Genomic DNA, 17,874 nt, shown 5'->3' on the forward strand with positions numbered 1-17,874 from the left:
CCAGGCCCCGCCCGGCTTGCGCCTGCCCACAGCGGTTCCCGGCTAGCCGACCTCGTCCTCCGCGGGCTCAGCGCCCTCCGGTTCCAGCAGTGTGCATACGACCGTCAGTAGCTGGTCCACGTCCACGGGCTTGGGTACGTAGTCGTTGGCGCCCCGGGCGATGGACTTCTCGCGGTCGCCCAGCATCGCCTTGGCGGTGAGCGCGACGATGGGCAGGCCGGTCCAGCGCGGGGTGCGGCGGATGGCGGAGATCGTTTCGTAGCCGTCCATCTCCGGCATCATGATGTCCATCAGGACGAGCTCGACGTCCGGATTGCGCTCCAGCGCCTCGATGCCCTCGCGGCCGTTCTCCGCGTACAGCACCGGCATGCCCACGCGGCCCAGCACATGCGTGAGGGCGAAGACGTTGCGGATGTCGTCGTCCACGATCAGCACCCGGCGTCCGGCGAGCACCCGGCCGGCGCGGCCCTCCTTCCACTCCTCGAGCTTGGTGGGGGTCGGCCAGTTGTCGTCCTGGTCGTGCATGGCCTGGTCGTGACTGGTCTGGTCGTGCCTGGCCTGAGGGTCGTCGGTCTGCTGTTCGGGCAGGGCGAGTGAGGGTGCGTCGGGCGAAGGGCCGGTCGCGGTGTGTTCCGGGCTGACGACCGGGACGTACAGCGTGAAGGTGGAGCCGGCGCCGGGCGTGGACTCGGCGATGATGCGGCCGCCGAGGAGTCCCGCGATCTCGCGGCTGATGGACAGGCCGAGGCCGGTGCCGCCGTACTTGCGGTTCGTGGTGCCGTCGGCCTGCTGGAACGCCTCGAAGATCACCGGGAGTTTCTCCGGCGCGATGCCGATGCCGGTGTCGCTGACGGCGAAGGCGACCAGTTCGTCGTGGTCGCGTACGAAGCGGTGCTCGGGGTCCTTGAGGCGCGACACGCGCAGCTCGACGCGGCCGCTCGCGGTGAACTTGATCGCGTTGGACAGCAGGTTGCGCAGGATCTGCTGGAGCCGCTGCTCGTCGGAGTACATCTCGCGCGGTACGTCCTCGTCGACCTTGACGTCGAAGGCGAGACCGCGGTCGAGGGTGACCGGGCGGAACGTCGCGTGGACGTAGTCGAGCAGCTTGATCAGCGGCAGCCGCTTCGGGCGTACGTCCATACGGCCCGCCTCGATCTTCGACAGGTCCAGGATGTCGTTGATCAGCTGCAGCAGATCGGAGCCCGAGCGGTGGATCGTTGCCGCGAACTGCACCTCCTGGTCGGAGAGATGCCCGTCGGGGTTGTCGGAGAGCAGGCGGGCGAGGATCAGCAGAGAGTTCAGCGGGGTGCGCAGCTCGTGCGACATGTTCGCCAGGAACTCGGACTTGTACTGGGAGCTCGTGGCCAGCAGCGCCGCCTTCTCCTCCAGCTCGGCGTTCGAGCGCTGCAGTTCGGCCTGCTGGCGCTGGAGTTCGTCCGAGCGCTCCTGCAGCTGCATCGCGAGCCGCTGGGACTCGCCGAGCAGTGACTCGGTGCGGGAGTTGGCGATGATCGTGTTGATCGCGACGCCGATGGTGTTCACGAACTGGTCGAAGAACGCCAGGTGGACATCCGAGAAGCGGGAGAACGAGGCCAGTTCGATCACGCCGAGCAGCTTGTCCTCGAAGAGGATTGGGATGATGACGACGCTGGCGGGCGACGCCTCACCGAGCCCCGAGTTGATCTTGATGTAGCCGGGTGGGGCCTCCTCGACGAGGATCCGCTTCTTCTCGCGGGCCGCCTGCCGTACGAGGCCGTGCACCGGCATGCCGCCGGTGTCGATGACGGAGCCCTGCGCCGAGCCGTAACCCGCGATGAAGGCGAGGCCCTTGGCGGGGGCGGGGGTGCGCAGTGCGGCGCCGTCCTCGTCCGGGTCGGCCAGGAAGAACGCGCCGTACTGCGCGTTCACCAGCGGCGTCAGCTCGCGCAGGATCAGGTCTGCGACCTCCATCAGGTCGCGGTGGCCCTGCATCAGCGCGGCGAGGCGGGCCAGGTTGGACTCCAGCCAGTCCTTGGCGCGGGTCGTCTCGCGGAGGTTGGCCACCATCAGGTTGATGTTGTCCTTGAGCTCGGCGACCTCGCCGCGCGCCTCCACGGTGATGGACCGCGACATGTCGCCCTGGGCCACGGCGGAGGCGACCTCGGCGATGGCGCGCACCTGGGTGGTGAGGTTGAGCGCGAGTTCGTTCACGTTCGTCGTGAGGCGCTTCCAGGTGCCGTAGACGCCCTCGACGCGGGCCTGGCCGCCGAGCTGGCCCTCGGAACCCACCTCTCGGGCCACACGCGTGACCTCGGAGGAGAACGACGACAGCGTGTCCACCATCGTGTTGATGGTGGTCTTCAGCTCGAGGATCTCGCCGCGCGCGTCCACGTCGATCTTCTTCGAGAGGTCGCCCTGGGCCACGGCGGTCGCCACCTGCGCGATGTTCCGCACCTGGGATGTGAGGTTGTCCGCCATGTAGTTGACGTTGTCGGTGAGGTCCCGCCACACACCGGAGACGCCGAGCACCTGGGCGCGGCCGCCGAGCCGGCCGTCCGTACCGACCTCGCGAGCCACGCGGGTGACCTCGTCGGCGAAGGCACGCAGCTGCTCCACCATCGTGTTGACGGTGTCCTTGAGCTCCAGGATCTCGCCGCGCGCGTCGACGGTGATCTTCTTGGACAGGTCGCCGTTGGCGACGGCCGTGGTGACCTGGGCGATGTTGCGGACCTGCGAGGTCAGGTTCAGCGCCATGAAGTTGACGTTGTCGGTGAGGTCTTTCCATACGCCGGAGACGCCGCGTACCTGTGCCTGACCGCCGAGATTGCCCTCGGTGCCGACCTCGCGGGCGACCCTCGTCACCTCGTCGGCGAAGGCGGAGAGCTGGTCGACCATCGTGTTGATCGTCGACTTCAGCTCCAGGATCTCGCCCTTCGCCTCGACCGTGATCTTCTTGCCGAGGTCGCCCTGCGCCACGGCAGTCGACACGAGCGCGATGTTCCGCACCTGGGATGTGAGGTTGTCGGCCATGAAGTTGACGTTGTCGGTGAGGTCTTTCCATACGCCCGACACGCCGCGGACCTGTGCGCGGCCGCCGAGGTTTCCTTCGGTGCCGACCTCGCGGGCCACGCGGGTGACCTCGTCGGCGAAGGCGGAGAGCTGGTCGACCATCGTGTTGATCGTGGATTTGAGCTGCAGGATCTCGCCCTGCGCGTCCACCGTGATCTTCTGGCTGAGGTCGCCGTTGGCGACGGCGGTGGTGACCTGGGCGATGTTGCGGACCTGCGAGGTCAGGTTGGACGCCATGAAGTTGACGTTGTCGGTGAGGTCCTTCCATACGCCCGACACGCCGCGGACCTGTGCGCGGCCGCCGAGGTTTCCTTCGGTGCCGACCTCGCGGGCGACGCGGGTCACCTCGTCCGCGAACGCCGACAGCTGGTCGACCATCGTGTTCACGGTGAGCTTCAGCTCCAGCAGCTCACCGGTCGCCTCGATCGTGACCGTACGCGTCAGATCGCCGCGCGCCACCGCCGTGGTGACCAGAGCGATGTCGCGAACCTGAGCGGTCAGCCGGGAGGCCATGGTGTTGACCGCTTCGGTCACATCACGCCAACTTCCTGACAGGCCCTGCACTTTGGCGCGGCCGCCCAGCCGGCCCTCGGTGCCGACCTCGCGCGCGACCCGCGTGACCTCTCCCGTGAAGAGCGACAGCTGATCCACGGTCTTGTTGACGGTGCGGCCCAGGCGGCGCAGATCGCCCCTCAACTGGCGGTTGCCGTCGTGCAGATCGACCCGCTGTGTCAGGTCGCCGCCCGCGACGGCGTCCAGGACGCGTGTGGCGTTCGCAGCGGGCGCCACCAGGGCGTCTATCAGCGTGTTCGCATCCGTCACACACGTCGACCAGTGGCCCTGGCCCGGGCTCGCGGACAGCCTCTCGTCGAGTCGGCCGTGCCGTACGACCTCCCGGCGCACGCGCGTCAGCTCGTCGCCGAGATGCTGCTGGCGGTCGGCGATCTGGTTGAAGACGGCGGTCAGTTCGGCCGTGATCCCGTCGGCTCCCTCGGGAGCCCGCACACGGAAGTCACCGTCGCGCAGAGCCGTCATGGCGGCGAGCAGAGGACGTAGATCCGATGGCGGAATCTGTCCTGTTTCGAGCACACGCATAGCACTGTTCTCAGTCATGACCGCCCACTTCGGTAACTCGGCGCTTATGGGCGCGGTCAGTCTGTCACTCTGTCCGGGTCGCCTGAGGCCTATTCCCCGAACTGCTCAGGAGCCGCTCCGTGGGGCCCATCCCGAGGCAACGGAAGACTGCATTCCGTGCCGCCGCGTCATCGGCGTCATCGGCGCACCTGCCCGGAACGCCTCCGGTCGCGCGTACGTCGCTGCCCGGCAACCCGCTCGCGCCGGCCGCCGCCCGCCGCTTCGTGCGGGCGGTGCTGGAGGAGTGGGCGGGGGGCGACGGGGCGGCCGGTTCCGGGCCCGCCGGTGCCCTGTCGGCGACGGGCTGTGCGCCCGCCGATGCCCAGCCTGCGGGCCGTGCGCCCGCCGTCGCCGTCGCCGTCGCCGACGCCGTCGCCGTCGCCGTCGCCGACGCCGTCGCCGTCGCCGACGCCGTCGCTGCCGATGACGTGGCCGCGGACGTCCTTGCCGCCGACGCGGTGCCCGCGGACGAGTGCCTCCCGCCGCAGCCCCTCCTGGCGGCGTCCTTCGCAGAACGTCTCATCGACGATGCGATGGTCCTCGTGAGCGAGCTCGTCACCAACGCCGTTGTGCACGCGGGCACCGACGTGGAGCTGCTGTGCAGGCTCGAACCCGCGGAGATAGCGGACATACTCGAGCCCGCCGAGCACGCATCGGACGACGGGACCGGCGAGACAGGTGCAGAGGCCGAGGCCGATTCCGGTTCTCTCGTCATCGAGGTCTCCGACCAGCACCCCGCGCGCGAGGTGCGCGGTGACGGGCTCGCCGTGGCGCAAGGGACGCCCGAGTTCGGGCGCGGTCTGCATCTGGTCTCCGCGCTCGCCACGTCCTGGGGCGTCACCTACCGCGCCGGCACCAAGACCGTCTGGGCGCGGCTGCCGATCGCCGGCATGCCCACCGCCGTGCCGGAGACCGAGACGTACGAGGTGGAGAGCGCTCTGCAGCACGGGCCGAGCGTGCTCGGCCCCCTCTTCCCGTCGTCCGGGCGCACCTCCGGGGATCAGGACTGGGTCAACCACGGCGCCCTGTCCTTCCTCGCCGAGGCCTCCGATCTGCTGGCCGGGCAACTCGACGAGGACCTCGTCGCGGCACTCGCCGGACAGCTCCTGGTACCGCGGCTCGCCGACTGGTGCGCCGTGTGGCTGAACGACGAGGACGGCAGGGCGGGCTGGGGCACGGACGGCGGAACGGGCGGCCGGCACGGCACCGACCGGCACGGCGGCGCCGGTGCCGGAGCGGGAACGTCCGGCTGGCCCCGGCTCGCCCGGGTCTGGCACGTCAGCGAGAACCGCATCGAGGAGCTCCGCCGCATCCTGGAGAAGGAGCCGCCGATGCTCCCCGACACGCTGCCCTCGGGAGCGGTCCCGGTGCCCTGGCCCGGCGCGGAGGCATCGGACGCCCCATCGCACGACATCCCGGCCAGCGCATCGGAGGCCACGCCGGACGACGCGCCGGACGACGCGTCCGAGGCGCCGGGCGCGGCTCTCGCGTACCGGCTGATCGCGGGCGGCCGGCCGCTCGGCACCCTGGTCATCGGCAGGTCCGGTCTCGCCCGCTTCCCCGACGAGATCACCGGGCTCGTCGAGGACTTCTGCCGCCGCGTCGCGCTCGCCATCGGAGCGGCCCGGCAGTACGCCCGCCAGGCCACCATCAGTCGCGTGCTCCAGCGCGGCCTGCTGCCCACGACGGTCGCGACGATCCCCGGCGTCGAGTCCGCACTCGTCTACGAGCCGCGGGACAAGGGCGGCCCCGGCGGCGACTTCTACGACGTGTTCCCCGCCGGAGACGGACGCTGGTGCTTCGCGCTCGGCGACGTCCAGGGCAAGGGGCCGGAGGCCGCCGTCGTCATCGGGCTCGCCCGGCCCTGGCTGCGGCTGCTGGCCCGCGAGGGATACCAGGTCGCCGAGGTCCTCGACCGCCTCAACCAGATGCTGCTCGACGACGCCACCGAGGCCGCGGACGCGGCCGCGCGCGCCATCGCCGCCGTGGGCGGCCCCGACGTACCGCCCGAGGGCTCCATGCCCCGCTTCCTCTCCCTCCTCTACGGCGAGCTGGTCCCCACCGGCGACCGGGTGCGCTGCACCCTTGCCTCCGCCGGGCACCCGCTGCCGCTCCTGCTGCGCCCCGGCGGCGACGTACGGGCCGCGGCCGCGCCGCAGGTGCTGCTGGGCGTCGTCGAGGACGTGGCGTACCACAGCGAGAGCTTCGAGCTGTGCCCCGGCGACACGCTGCTGTGCGTCACGGACGGGGTGACGGAGCGCCGCTCCGGGCGGCGCCAGTTCGACGACGGCGACGGGCTCGCGGCCGCGTTCGCCGACTGTGCCGGACTGAGCGCGCCCCTCGTGGCCGAGCGGATCAGACGGCTGGTCCACGAGTTCGCGGACGGGCCGCCGGAGGACGATCTGGCGCTGCTGGTGCTCCAGGCGCAGCCCGCCGGGTGAGCGCTCCGGTCGCGGGACTGGCGCGAGGCCCAGGTCGCGGCCTGGGTTCGGGCTGTTCCTCCGGTGCGGGACAATGGAACGCATGCCTTCCGCACTCCCCGACGGCGAGCCCGTGCCCCAGGACGGTGCGCTGCCGGCGCACGCCCTGGCCGGCGCCGCCGACCGCCCCCTCGGGTTCTATCTGCACGTCCCGTACTGCGCCACCCGCTGCGGCTACTGCGACTTCAACACGTACACCGCGACCGAGCTGCGCGGCACCGGTGGCGTGCTCGCGTCCCGCGACAACTACGCGGCGACCCTGACCGACGAGATCCGCCTCGCCCGCAAGGTGCTGGGCGACGACCCGCGGCAGGTGCGGACGGTCTTCGTCGGGGGCGGTACGCCGACGTTGCTGGCCGCGGACGATCTCGTCCGCATGCTCGGCGCGATCCGCGACGAGTTCGGGCTCGCGGACGACGCGGAGATCACCACGGAGGCCAATCCCGAGTCGGTGGACCCGGCGTATCTGGCGGCTCTGCGCGAGGGCGGATTCAACCGGATCTCCTTCGGCATGCAGAGCGCCCGGCAGCACGTCCTGAAGATCCTGGACCGCACGCACACCCCCGGACGCCCCGAGGCCTGCGTCGCCGAGGCCCGCGCGGCGGGCTTCGACCACGTCAACCTCGACCTGATCTACGGCACGCCGGGGGAGTCCGACGACGACTGGCGCGCCTCCCTCGACGCGGCCATCGGGGCCGGCCCGGACCACGTCTCGGCGTACGCCCTGATCGTCGAGGAGGGCACCCAGCTCGCCCGGCGGATCCGCCGCGGCGAGATCCCCATGACGGACGACGACGTGCACGCGGACCGCTATCTGATCGCGGAGGAGGTGCTGTCCGGGGCCGGCTTCGAGTGGTACGAGGTCTCCAACTGGGCCACTTCGGAGGCCGGGCGGTGCCTGCACAACGAGCTGTACTGGCGGGGCGCCGACTGGTGGGGCGCCGGGCCCGGGGCGCACAGCCACGTGGGCGGGGTGCGGTGGTGGAACGTCAAGCATCCGGGGGCGTATGCGGCGGCTCTGGCGGAGGGGCGGGCGCCCGGGGCCGGGCGTGAGGTGCTCTCCGAGGAGGACCGGCGTGTGGAGCGGATTCTGCTGGAGCTGCGGCTTCGGGAGGGTTGCCCGCTGGGCATCCTCGCCCCTGCGGGGCGGGAGGCGGCCGAGCGGGCCGTAAGGGACGGGCTCCTGGAGGACGGTCCTTACGCCGATGGGCGTGCCGTGCTCACGTTGCGGGGGCGGTTGCTTGCGGACGCGGTGGTCAGGGACCTGGTCGACTGAAGCCGACCGGAGCCGGGGCTGGCCGGGAGCCGAGTCGCTTACCGGCGCTTGCCGGGTGCCGCTGCGCCCACCCGTGCCGCCCCAGCGGCACGATTGCCCGCACCTATGTAGCTACGCCGTGACGAAGTCGATCAGTTCCTCCACCCTGCCCAGCAACGCGGGCTCCAGGTCCTTGTACGAGTGGACCCGGGACAGGATGTGCTGCCACGCCGCGCCGGTGTTCTCCGGCCAGCCCAGTGCCCGGCACACTCCCGTCTTCCAGTCCTGGCCCCGCGGCACCGTCGGCCACGCGCGGATGCCGACCGCCGACGGTTTCACCGCCTCCCAGATGTCGATGAACGGGTGGCCGACCACCAGCGCGTACTCGCTCGTGACGGACTCCGCGATACGGGACTCCTTCGTGCCGGGGACCAGGTGGTCCACCAGGACACCCAGGCGGGCGTCCGGGCCGGGGGAGAACTCCGCGACGACCGCCTGGAGGTCGTCGACGCCCTCCAGATACTCGACGACCACGCCCTCGATACGCAGGTCGTCGCCCCACACCTTCTCGACCAGTTCGGCGTCGTGGCGGCCCTCGACGTAGATCCGCCCGGCGCGCGCCACACGGGCCCGTGCGCCCGGCACCGCAACCGATCCCGAGGCCGTACGGGTGGGACGCACCGGCGCCGCTCCGGAGGGGCGGACCAGGGTCACCACCTTGCCCTCCAGCAGGAACCCGCGGGGCTCCAGCGGAAACACCCGGTGCTTGCCGAATCGGTCCTCCAACGTGACCGTGCCCGCCTCGCAGCGGATCACCGCGCCGCAGAAGCCGGTCCCGGACTCCTCGACGACCAGTCCTGGTTCCGCCGGGACCTCGGGTACCGGCTTCGGCTTCTTCCACGGCGGGGTGAGGTCCGGAGAGTACAGACGGCGCTGCGGGCCCGAAGGGCCCTCGTTGGAGGGGCGGTGGCGGGAGACGGGTGGGAGCATTCGGATGACGATAGGGAGAAGGCGCGGGGCCTGGCTACGACACGCCGAACCGGGCCGCCAGCTGATCGCGTTGCTGCCGGACAAACGCCGCATTCACCGCGGCTCCATGACCGGGTACGTACACCGCGTCCTCGCCGCCCAGGTTCAGCAGCCGGTCCAGGGCGGCGGGCCAGTGGGACGGCACCGCGTCCGGGCCCGCCTGCGGTTCGCCCGACTCCTCGACCAGGTCGCCGCAGAAGACGATCTCGGGCGTCGAGGAGGTGGCGGGGACCAGGACCGCCATGTCGTGTCCTGTGTGGCCGGGGCCCACATTCGCAAGGAGTACCTGGTGGCCACCGCCCAGGTCGAGTGTCCACTCGCCGCTGACCTGGTGGCGCGGGGAGACGAGGAGTTCCGCGGCCTCCGCCGCGTCCGCAGGGTCGAGCCCGTGCCGTACCGCGTCGGCCAGGAGATCCTTCCGGCCCGCGGCGAAGACCCAGTCGAGCCCCACGGGCCCGTAGACCTCGACTCCCGCGAACGCCGCCGCGCCCAGCACGTGGTCGAAATGAGGATGGGTCAGTGCGAGATGCGTCACGCGCCGGCCGGGGCCGAGCAGTTGCTGTGCCTCCTGGCGCAGCTGCGCACCCTCCCGCAGGCTGGATCCAGCGTCGACCATGAGCGCCGCACCCTCGCCCACGACCAGGCCCACCGTGCAGTCCCACACCGGCAGCCGGCGCCGGCCCACCCGGGGCGACAGCCCCTCCCAGCCCCGTGTTTCCCACGCCACGTCCGTCACGATTCCCACGACACGACCTTCACCATCCGTGTGCCACTTCCCTACCGGCGACGCTAGTCCCCGGGGTCCGCCGCAGCACGACACCCCAGCCCAGACCGCACATATCGGCAGCGCTCCGGTGTGACCGCCCTTGCCGGGGCCGTACCCCACGGCCGTACACTTGGCCCGGGAAGGCTGGCACTCGCACACAGTGAGTGCCAGGCGAGAGGCCGTAAGGGACGACACGACGACCTGGAGGTGTGCGCGGATGCTCAGTGAACGCAGACTCGAAGTACTGCGCGCCATCGTCCAGGACTATGTCGGCACCGAGGAGCCCGTCGGCTCCAAGGCCCTGACCGAGCGGCACAACCTCGGTGTCTCCCCGGCGACCGTGCGCAACGACATGGCGGTGCTGGAGGACGAGGGCTACATCGCCCAGCCGCACACCAGCGCGGGGCGCATCCCCACGGACAAGGGGTACCGCCTCTTCGTCGACAAGCTCGCGGGCGTCAAGCCGATGACCGCGCCCGAGCGCCGGGCCATCCAGAACTTCCTCGACGGCGCCGTCGACCTCGACGACGTCGTGGCACGCACGGTGCGGCTGCTCGCGCAGCTGACCCGGCAGGTCGCGGTGGTGCAGTACCCGTCGCTCACGCGGTCGACGGTGCGCCATGTGGAGCTGCTGTCGATGGCCCCGGCCCGGCTGATGCTCGTACTGATCACGGACACCGGCCGGGTCGAGCAGCGCATGGTCGACTGCCCCGCCCCCTTCGGCGAGACCTCTCTCGCCGATCTGCGGGCGCGGCTCAACAGCCGGGTGGTCGGCCGCCGCTTCACCGACGTGCCGCAGCTGGTGCAGGATCTGCCGGAGGCCTTCGAGGCCGACGACCGCGGCACCGTCTCGACCGTGCTCTCGACGCTGCTCGAGACCCTGGTGGAGGAGACCGAGGAGCGGCTGATGATCGGCGGCACCGCCAATCTCACCCGCTTCGGACATGACTTTCCCCTCACCATCCGGCCTGTGCTCGAGGCGCTTGAGGAGCAGGTCGTGCTCCTCAAGCTCCTTGGCGAGGCGAAGGATTCGCACATGACCGTACGTATCGGTCACGAGATCGCCCATGAGGGGCTCAACTCCACGTCTGTGGTGTCGGTGGGCTACGGTTCGGGCGGCGAGGCAGTCGCCAAGCTCGGCGTGGTCGGCCCGACCCGCATGGACTACCCGGGAACGATGGGAGCAGTACGCGCAGTGGCACGTTACGTCGGACAGATCCTGGCGGAGTCGTAAGTGGCCACGGACTACTACGCCGTACTCGGCGTGCGCCGCGACGCTTCCCAGGACGAGATCAAGAAGGCATTCCGGAGGCTCGCCCGCGAGCTGCACCCGGACGTCAACCCGGACCCGAAGACGCAAGAGCGCTTCAAGGAGATCAACGCCGCGTACGAGGTGTTGTCGGACCCGCAGAAGAAGCAGGTCTACGACCTCGGCGGCGACCCGCTCTCGGCGAGCGGCGGCGCGGGCGCGGGCGGCTTCGGCGCCGGCGGCTTCGGCAACTTCTCGGACATCATGGACGCCTTCTTCGGTACGGCGTCCCAGCGGGGCCCGCGGTCGCGTACGCGGCGCGGCCAGGACGCGATGATCCGGCTCGAGATCGAGCTGGACGAGGCGGCCTTCGGCACCACCAAGGACATCCAGGTCGACACGGCCGTGGTGTGCAACACCTGCAACGGCGAGGGTGCCGCCCCTGGCACCTCGGCGCAGACGTGTGACATGTGCCGCGGCCGCGGTGAGGTGTCGCAGGTCACGCGGTCGTTCCTCGGCCAGGTCATGACCTCGCGGCCGTGCCCGCAGTGCCAGGGCTTCGGCACGGTCGTGCCGACCCCGTGCCCGGAGTGCGCGGGCGACGGGCGTGTGCGGTCGCGTCGCACGCTGACCGTGAAGATCCCGGCCGGTGTCGACAACGGCACGCGGATCCAGCTCGCCGGTGAGGGCGAGGTCGGACCCGGCGGCGGACCCGCGGGCGACCTGTACGTGGAGATCCACGAGCTGCCGCACCCGGTGTTCCAGCGGCGTGGCGACGATCTGCACTGCACGGTCACCATCCCGATGACGGCCGCCGCGCTCGGCACGAAGGTGCCGCTGGAGACGCTGGACGGGCTGGAGGAGGTCGACATCCGGCCCGGTACGCAGTCCGGGCAGTCGATCCCGCTGCACGGGCGCGGCATCACGCATCTGCGGGGTGGCGGGCGCGGTGATCTCGTCGTGCATGTCGAGGTGCAGACGCCTTCGAAGCTTGATCCTGAGCAGGAGCGGTTGCTGCGGGAGCTGGCGCAGCTGCGCGGGGAGGAGCGGCCCCTGGGGCAGTTCCAGCCGGGGCAGCAGGGGTTGTTCTCGCGGCTCAAGGACGCGTTCAACGGGCGGTGACGCCGCCTGCCGGGTCATGCGGAAGGGCCGATTCGGACTCGTGTGCTGGACGTGACAACATGCGGTCATGTCCAGCGCACTGAGCGATCTCTTTCCTCTTCCGATCGTGCAGGCCCCCATGGCGGGCGGCGTGTCGCGGCCGCAGCTCGCTGCGGCCGTCTCGGAGGCCGGCGGGCTCGGGTTTCTCGCGGCCGGCTACAAGACCGCTGACGGGATGTACCAGGAGATCCAACGGCTGCGCTCGCTGACGAGCCGGCCGTTCGGTGTGAATCTCTTCATGCCGCAGCCGGACTGTGCGGACCCGGCTGCCGTGGACGTCTACCGCAACCAGCTCGCCGGTGAGGCCGCCTGGTACGGCACCGAGCTGGGCGATCCCGACGGCGGCCGCGACGACGGCTACGACGCCAAGCTGGCGATCCTCCTCGACGACCCGGTCCCGGTCGTCTCCTTCCACTTCGGCTGCCCGGCCCCCGAGGTGCTCGAGTCGCTCTCGCGTGCGGGCACGCTGACCATGGTCACCGCCACCACGGTCGAGGAGGCCCAGACCGTGCAGCGGGCCGGCGCGGACGCCGTGGTCGTACAGGGCGTCGAGGCAGGCGGCCACCAGGGCACCCACCGCGACAACCCGGAGAACGACGCCGCGGGCATCGGCCTGCTGTCGCTGATCACACAGGTCCGCGAGAGCGTGCGGCTGCCGATCGTGGCGGCCGGCGGGATGATGCGCGGCGCGCAGATCGCCGGGGCACTCGCGGCCGGCGCCCAGGCCGCGCAGCTGGGCACGGCGTTCCTGGTGACGCCCGAGTCGGGTGCCAACGCCCTGCACAAGGACGCGCTGACCAACCCCCTCTTCGCCCGCACCGAACTGACGCGGGCCTTCTCCGGGCGCCCGGCCCGCGGCCTCGTCAACCGCTTCATGCGCGAGCACGGTCCGTACGCCCCGGCCGCGTACCCGCAGATCCACCACCTCACCTCCGGGCTGCGCAAGGCGGCCGCGGGGGCCGGTGACCCGCAGGGCATGGCGCTGTGGGCGGGGCAGGGGCACCGGCTGGCGCGGGAACTCCCGGCCGGGCAGCTCGTCGAGGTGCTGGCCGCCGAACTGGACGTCGCGAAGGCGGCGTTGTCCGTGGAGAGTGGCTCATGACCGCGCCGGTGTTCGTGGTGGACGAGGTCCCGGGCGGCCCCGAGTACGTGCTGGACGGGCCCGAGGGGCGGCACGCCGTGTCCGTGAAGCGGCTGCGGCCGGGCGAGGACGTCGTGCTCACCGACGGGCACGGCCGCTGGACGGAAGGCGTCGTCAAGGCGGCCGAGGGCAAGGACCGGCTCGTCGTGACGGATCTGGCGGCCGTCCAGGAGGAACCGCCGCCCACGCCCCGTATCACCGTCGTGCAGGCCCTGCCCAAGGGCGACCGGGGCGAGCTCGCGGTGGAGACCATGACCGAGACCGGTGTCGACGTGATCGTGCCGTGGTCGGCGTCGCGCTGTATCACGCAGTGGAAGGGCGAGCGGGGCGTCAAGGCGCTCGGCAAGTGGCGGGCGACGGCGCGCGAGGCGGGCAAGCAGTCGCGCCGGGTGCGCTTCCCCGAGGTCGCGGACGCCATGACGACCAAGCAGGTCGCCGCGCTTCTGGCCACGGCGGACCTCGCGGCCGTCCTGCACGAGGAGCGGGACTACAGCAGCGAGCCGCTGGCCACCGCCGGCCTTCCCGCCACGGGCGAGATCGTGCTGGTCGTGGGGCCCGAAGGGGGAGTGTCACCCGAAGAGCTGCAGGTCTTTTCGGCGGCAGGCGCCAGGACGTACCGGCTGGGGCGTACCGTGCTGCGTACGTCGACCGCGGGGACGGCGGCTGTCGCGCTGCTGCTCGGCCGCACCGGCCGCTGGTCCTGACGCCCGGCCGAGTCCCCCGGCGACCGCACCGGTCGCCGCAGGGCGGCCCCGGATGTGTGCCGAGAAGGAGGCCGCATTGGAACTGGCCCAGGTGAGGCTGCTCGTCTCCGACTTCCAGGCCTGCTACCGCTTCTACGCCGAGGTGCTCGGGCTGAAGCCGCAGTCGGGCGCGCAGGACGGCCCGTACGAGAAGTTCAGCCCGGCCGTCGGCTCGGCGGGCATCGCGCTGCAGGACCGCGCCATGATGGCCGAGGTGCTCGGCGAACTCGCCGACACCGTGAACGGGCACCGCTCCCTGGTGGTGCTGCGCGTCGACAACCTCGACGCGTACTGCGCGGAACTCGTCGGCCGCGGAGCGGTCCTCGAGCACGGGCCCGCCGCCATGACGGACCGGCTGCGCGTCGCCCATCTCAAGGACCCCGAGGGCAATCTGGTGGAGCTTCAGGAGTGGCTGCTGATGCGCGGCTGAGGGCCCCGGGCGGCGCGACGGGGCAGGTGACCGTGCAGGTCCGCGGCCCGAACTGATCGAAAACGCTGACCTGGACGGCGGTGACTGCTTAGTGTGATCGGGTGACACAGCCTGCGTACCTTCGGTTCCCGCATCTGCACGGCGACCTGCTCGCCTTCACCGCTGAGGACGACGTCTGGGTCGCGCCCCTCGACGGCGGCCGCGCCTGGCGGGTCAGCGCCGACAACGTCCCCGTCAACCACCCCCGGATCTCCCCGGACGGCACCACCGTCGCCTGGGCGTCCACCCGCGACGGGGCACCCGAGGTGCACATCGCACCCGTCGACGGCGGACCGTCCCGGCGGCTGACGTACTGGGGCAGCCAGCGCACGACCGTCCGCGGCTGGACCCCCGACGGACACGTCCTCGCGCTCACCACGCACGGCCAGGCCTCGCTGCGCCGCAGCTGGGCACGGGCGGTGCCGCTCGACGGCGGTCCCGCGGCCACCCTTCCGTACGGGCCCGTGGGCGCCGTCGCGTACGGCCCCGACTCCCGGGTCGTGCTTCTCTCCGCGACGATGGGGCGCGAGGCCGCCTGGTGGAAGCGCTACCGGGGCGGCACAGCAGGCAAGATGTGGATCGGCAGGGACGTCGGCGACGGGGAAGGGGCCGGCGAGTTCGTCCGGCTGCACGACGGGCTCGACGGGAACATCGAGTACCCCATGTGGGTCGGGGACAGGGTCGCGTTCCTCTCCGACCACGAGGGCGTGGGCGCCGTGTACTCGTCCCTCGCCGACGGCTCCGACCTCCGGCGGCACACGCCTGTGCACACCGCGACGAGCTTCTACGCCCGGCACGCCTCGACCGACGGCACCCGGGTCGTCTACGCGAGCGGCGGTGAACTGTGGCTCCTCGACGACCTCGAAGGCGCCGAGCCTCGCCGGCTCTCCTTGCGCCTCGGTGGGCAGCGCACCGACCTCCAGCCGCACCCCGTCAACGCCGCCCGCTGGTTCGGCGCCGCCGCGCCCGACCACACCGGGCGCGGCAGCGCCGTCTCCGTCCGCGGCGCCGTCCACTGGGTCACCCACCGCGAGGGCCCCGCCCGCGCGCTCGCCGCCACGCACGGCGTACGCGCCCGGCTGCCGCGCACCTTCCGGGTGGACGGCGAGGAACACGTCGTGTGGGTGACCGACGCCGAAGGCGACGACGCCCTCGAATTCGCCCCGGCCACCGGCCTCGCACCCGGCGCGACACCGCGCCGCCTCGCCGCCGGCCAGCTCGGCCGCGTCCTGAGCCTGGCGATGGCCCCCGACGGCAGCCGCGCCGCCGTCGCCTCGCACGACGGGCGGGTACTGCTCGTCGAACGGGAGACCGGAGAGGTACGAGAGGTCGACCGCAGCGAACACGGAGACGCGAGCGGTCTCGTCTTCTCACCCGACTCGACGTGGCTCGCCTGGTCCCACCCGGGCCCCGAACCGCTGCGCCAGCTCAAGCTCGCCAACACCGCCGACCTGTCGGTCACCGAGGCGACCCCGCTGCGGTTCCAGGACTACTCGCCCGCCTTCACGCTGGACGGCAAGCACCTCGCGTTCCTCTCGGCACGGTCCTTCGACCCGGTCTACGACGAGCACGTCTTCGACCTGGCGTTCGTGGGCGGCTCGCGGCCGCACCTGATCACTCTGGCCGCCACGACTCCGTCCCCCTTCGGGCCGCAGCGGCACGGCAGGCCCTTCGACGCGCCCGACAAGGACGAGACGCCCGACAGCGAGGGCGCCCCCGTCACCCGTATCGACCTCGACGGACTCGCCGACCGCATCGTGCCGTTCCCCGTCGAGGCCGCCCGCTACACCACCCTGCGCGCGGCCAAGGACGGCGTGCTGTGGCTGCGCCACCCGGTGCTGGGGGTGCTCGGCACCTCCCGCGCCACGCCCTCCGACCCCGACCCGAAGAGCGAGCTCGAGCGCTACGACCTGGTGCAGCAGCGCCTCGAGGAACTCGCAGCGGACGCCGACCACTTCGCGGTCAGCGGCGACGGCAAGCGCGTCCTGCTGTGGACCGGGGAACGGCTCAAGGTGGTGCCCAGCGACCGGCGCGCCTCGGGCGACGACGACAGCGACACCAACATCACCGTCGACCTGTCCCGCATCGGACAGACCCTCGACCCGGCCGCCGAATGGCGGCAGATGTTCGACGAGACCGGCCGCCTCATGCGGGACAACTTCTGGCGGCCCGACCTCGGCGGCGTCGACTGGGACGGCGTACTCGACCGCTACCGGCCGGTCCTGGAGCGCGTCGCCACCCACGACGACCTCGTCGACCTGCTGTGGGAGGTCCAGGGCGAGCTCGGCACCTCGCACGCCTACGTCACACCGCGCGGCGGCTGGGGCGGCTCCGGGGCCCGGCAGGGGCTGCTCGGCGCCGACATCTCCCGGCACGAGGACGGCAGCTGGCGCATCGACCGCATCCTGCCGTCGGAGACCTCCGACCCCACGGCGCACTCGCCGCTCGCCGCGCCCGGCGTCGCGGTGCGCGCCGGGGACGCGATCGTCGCGGTCGGCGGGCAGCCCGTCGACCCGGTGGCCGGGCCAGGGCCGCTGCTCGTGGGCACGGCGGGCAAGCCCGTCGAGCTGACGATCTCACCGGCCGGCGGGGGAGACCTGCGCCATCCGGTGGTCGTGCCCATCGACGACGAGGAGCCCCTCCGGTACCACGCGTGGGTCGCCGACCGGCGGGCGTACGTCCACGAGGAGTCCGGCGGACGGCTCGGCTATCTGCACGTTCCCGACATGCAGGCGCCCGGCTGGGCGCAGATCCACCGCGACCTGCGTGTCGAGGTCGCCCGCGAGGGGCTGGTCGTGGACGTCCGCGAGAACCGCGGCGGCCACACCTCGCAGCTCGTCATCGAGAAGCTCGCCCGGCGCATCGTCGGCTGGGACGTGCCGCGCGGGATGCAGCCGTACAGCTATCCGCTGGACGCGCCCCGCGGCCCCGTCGTCGCCGTCGCCAACGAGTTCTCCGGCTCGGACGGCGACATCGTCAACGCCGCGATCAAGGCGCTGGGCATCGGGCCCGTCGTGGGCGTGCGGACGTGGGGCGGCGTCATCGGCATCGACAGCCGCTACCGGCTCGTCGACGGCACGCTCGTCACCCAGCCCAAGTACGCCTTCTGGCTGGAGGGGTACGGGTGGGGTGTCGAGAACCACGGCGTCGACCCGGACGTCGAGGTCGTCCACGCGCCGCAGGATCACGCCGCCGGGCGGGATCCGCAGCTGGACGAGGCGATACGGATCGCGCTGGCCGCGCTGGCGGAGAACCCGGCGAAGGGGGCGCCGGGGCTCCCGGCGCTCGACTGACGCGTCCCCGCCCCGCTGCGGGCGGCGCCGGCGCCCACGGCGGGGGCGGCAGTCGGCGGTGCTCGTGGTGGATACCATGCCGTCGTAAACGATCAGCGTTGTGAGG

The 17,874-nt window shown here is 71.8% G+C and carries 11 protein-coding genes; 8 read left to right on the plus strand and 3 right to left on the minus strand.

Features of this window, described 5'->3' with window-relative positions; genetic code table 11:
- Positions 1–42 precede the first annotated feature (42 nt).
- On the minus strand, positions 43–4,083 hold the full coding sequence (locus ACWD4J_RS25200; protein WP_451397694.1) for a HAMP domain-containing protein: 4,041 nt from the start codon (positions 4,081–4,083) through the stop codon (positions 43–45).
- Positions 4,084–4,262: 179 nt separating this feature from the next.
- Between ACWD4J_RS25200 and ACWD4J_RS25205 the strand changes: the two genes are divergently transcribed.
- Both ACWD4J_RS25205 and hemW read left to right on the plus strand, forming a co-directional pair.
- A complete protein-coding gene (locus ACWD4J_RS25205) occupies positions 4,263–6,623 on the plus strand; it encodes a SpoIIE family protein phosphatase (protein WP_451397695.1) in 2,361 nt (786 codons plus the stop codon).
- Positions 6,624–6,705: 82 nt separating this feature from the next.
- Positions 6,706–7,938 carry a radical SAM family heme chaperone HemW gene (gene hemW / locus ACWD4J_RS25210; RefSeq protein WP_451397696.1) on the plus strand — a complete coding sequence of 411 codons (1,233 nt, stop codon included), beginning with the start codon at positions 6,706–6,708 and terminating at the stop codon, positions 7,936–7,938.
- A gap of 111 nt (positions 7,939–8,049) precedes the next feature.
- On the opposite strand, the gene ACWD4J_RS25215 is transcribed toward hemW, so the two are convergent.
- Both ACWD4J_RS25215 and ACWD4J_RS25220 read right to left on the minus strand, forming a co-directional pair.
- Positions 8,050–8,907: a DUF3097 domain-containing protein gene (locus tag ACWD4J_RS25215; RefSeq protein WP_451397697.1), complete on the minus strand. Its 858-nt coding sequence runs from the start codon at positions 8,905–8,907 to the stop codon at positions 8,050–8,052.
- A gap of 34 nt (positions 8,908–8,941) precedes the next feature.
- A complete protein-coding gene (locus ACWD4J_RS25220) occupies positions 8,942–9,691 on the minus strand; it encodes an MBL fold metallo-hydrolase (protein ID WP_451397698.1) in 750 nt (249 codons plus the stop codon).
- Between the two features lie 238 nt (positions 9,692–9,929).
- On the opposite strand from ACWD4J_RS25220, the gene hrcA reads away from it, so the two are divergent.
- From hrcA to ACWD4J_RS25250, 6 genes are all read left to right on the plus strand, one after another.
- Positions 9,930–10,946 carry a heat-inducible transcriptional repressor HrcA gene (hrcA, locus tag ACWD4J_RS25225; protein ID WP_451397699.1) on the plus strand — a complete coding sequence of 339 codons (1,017 nt, stop codon included), beginning with the start codon at positions 9,930–9,932 and terminating at the stop codon, positions 10,944–10,946.
- Positions 10,947–12,083: a molecular chaperone DnaJ gene (gene dnaJ, locus ACWD4J_RS25230; protein ID WP_451397700.1), complete on the plus strand. Its 1,137-nt coding sequence runs from the start codon at positions 10,947–10,949 to the stop codon at positions 12,081–12,083.
- 67 nt (positions 12,084–12,150) lie between these two features.
- Positions 12,151–13,224, plus strand: a complete 1,074-nt coding sequence (locus ACWD4J_RS25235) for a nitronate monooxygenase (RefSeq protein ID WP_451397701.1) — start codon at positions 12,151–12,153, stop codon at positions 13,222–13,224.
- Positions 13,221–13,967 (plus strand): 16S rRNA (uracil(1498)-N(3))-methyltransferase, encoded by a 747-nt coding sequence (locus ACWD4J_RS25240; protein WP_451397702.1) that lies wholly within the window; start codon positions 13,221–13,223, stop codon positions 13,965–13,967. Before ACWD4J_RS25235 ends, ACWD4J_RS25240 begins: the two co-directional genes overlap by 4 nt.
- 76 nt (positions 13,968–14,043) lie before the next feature.
- Positions 14,044–14,436, plus strand: a complete 393-nt coding sequence (locus ACWD4J_RS25245) for a VOC family protein (protein ID WP_451397703.1) — start codon at positions 14,044–14,046, stop codon at positions 14,434–14,436.
- Between the two features lie 101 nt (positions 14,437–14,537).
- The gene (locus ACWD4J_RS25250; RefSeq protein WP_451397704.1) at positions 14,538–17,768 is read left to right on the plus strand and encodes a S41 family peptidase; all 3,231 of its coding nucleotides are present in this window, start codon (positions 14,538–14,540) and stop codon (positions 17,766–17,768) included.
- Positions 17,769–17,874 lie beyond the last annotated feature (106 nt).

The sequence above is a fragment of the Streptomyces sp. NPDC002577 genome (assembly GCF_053594815.1).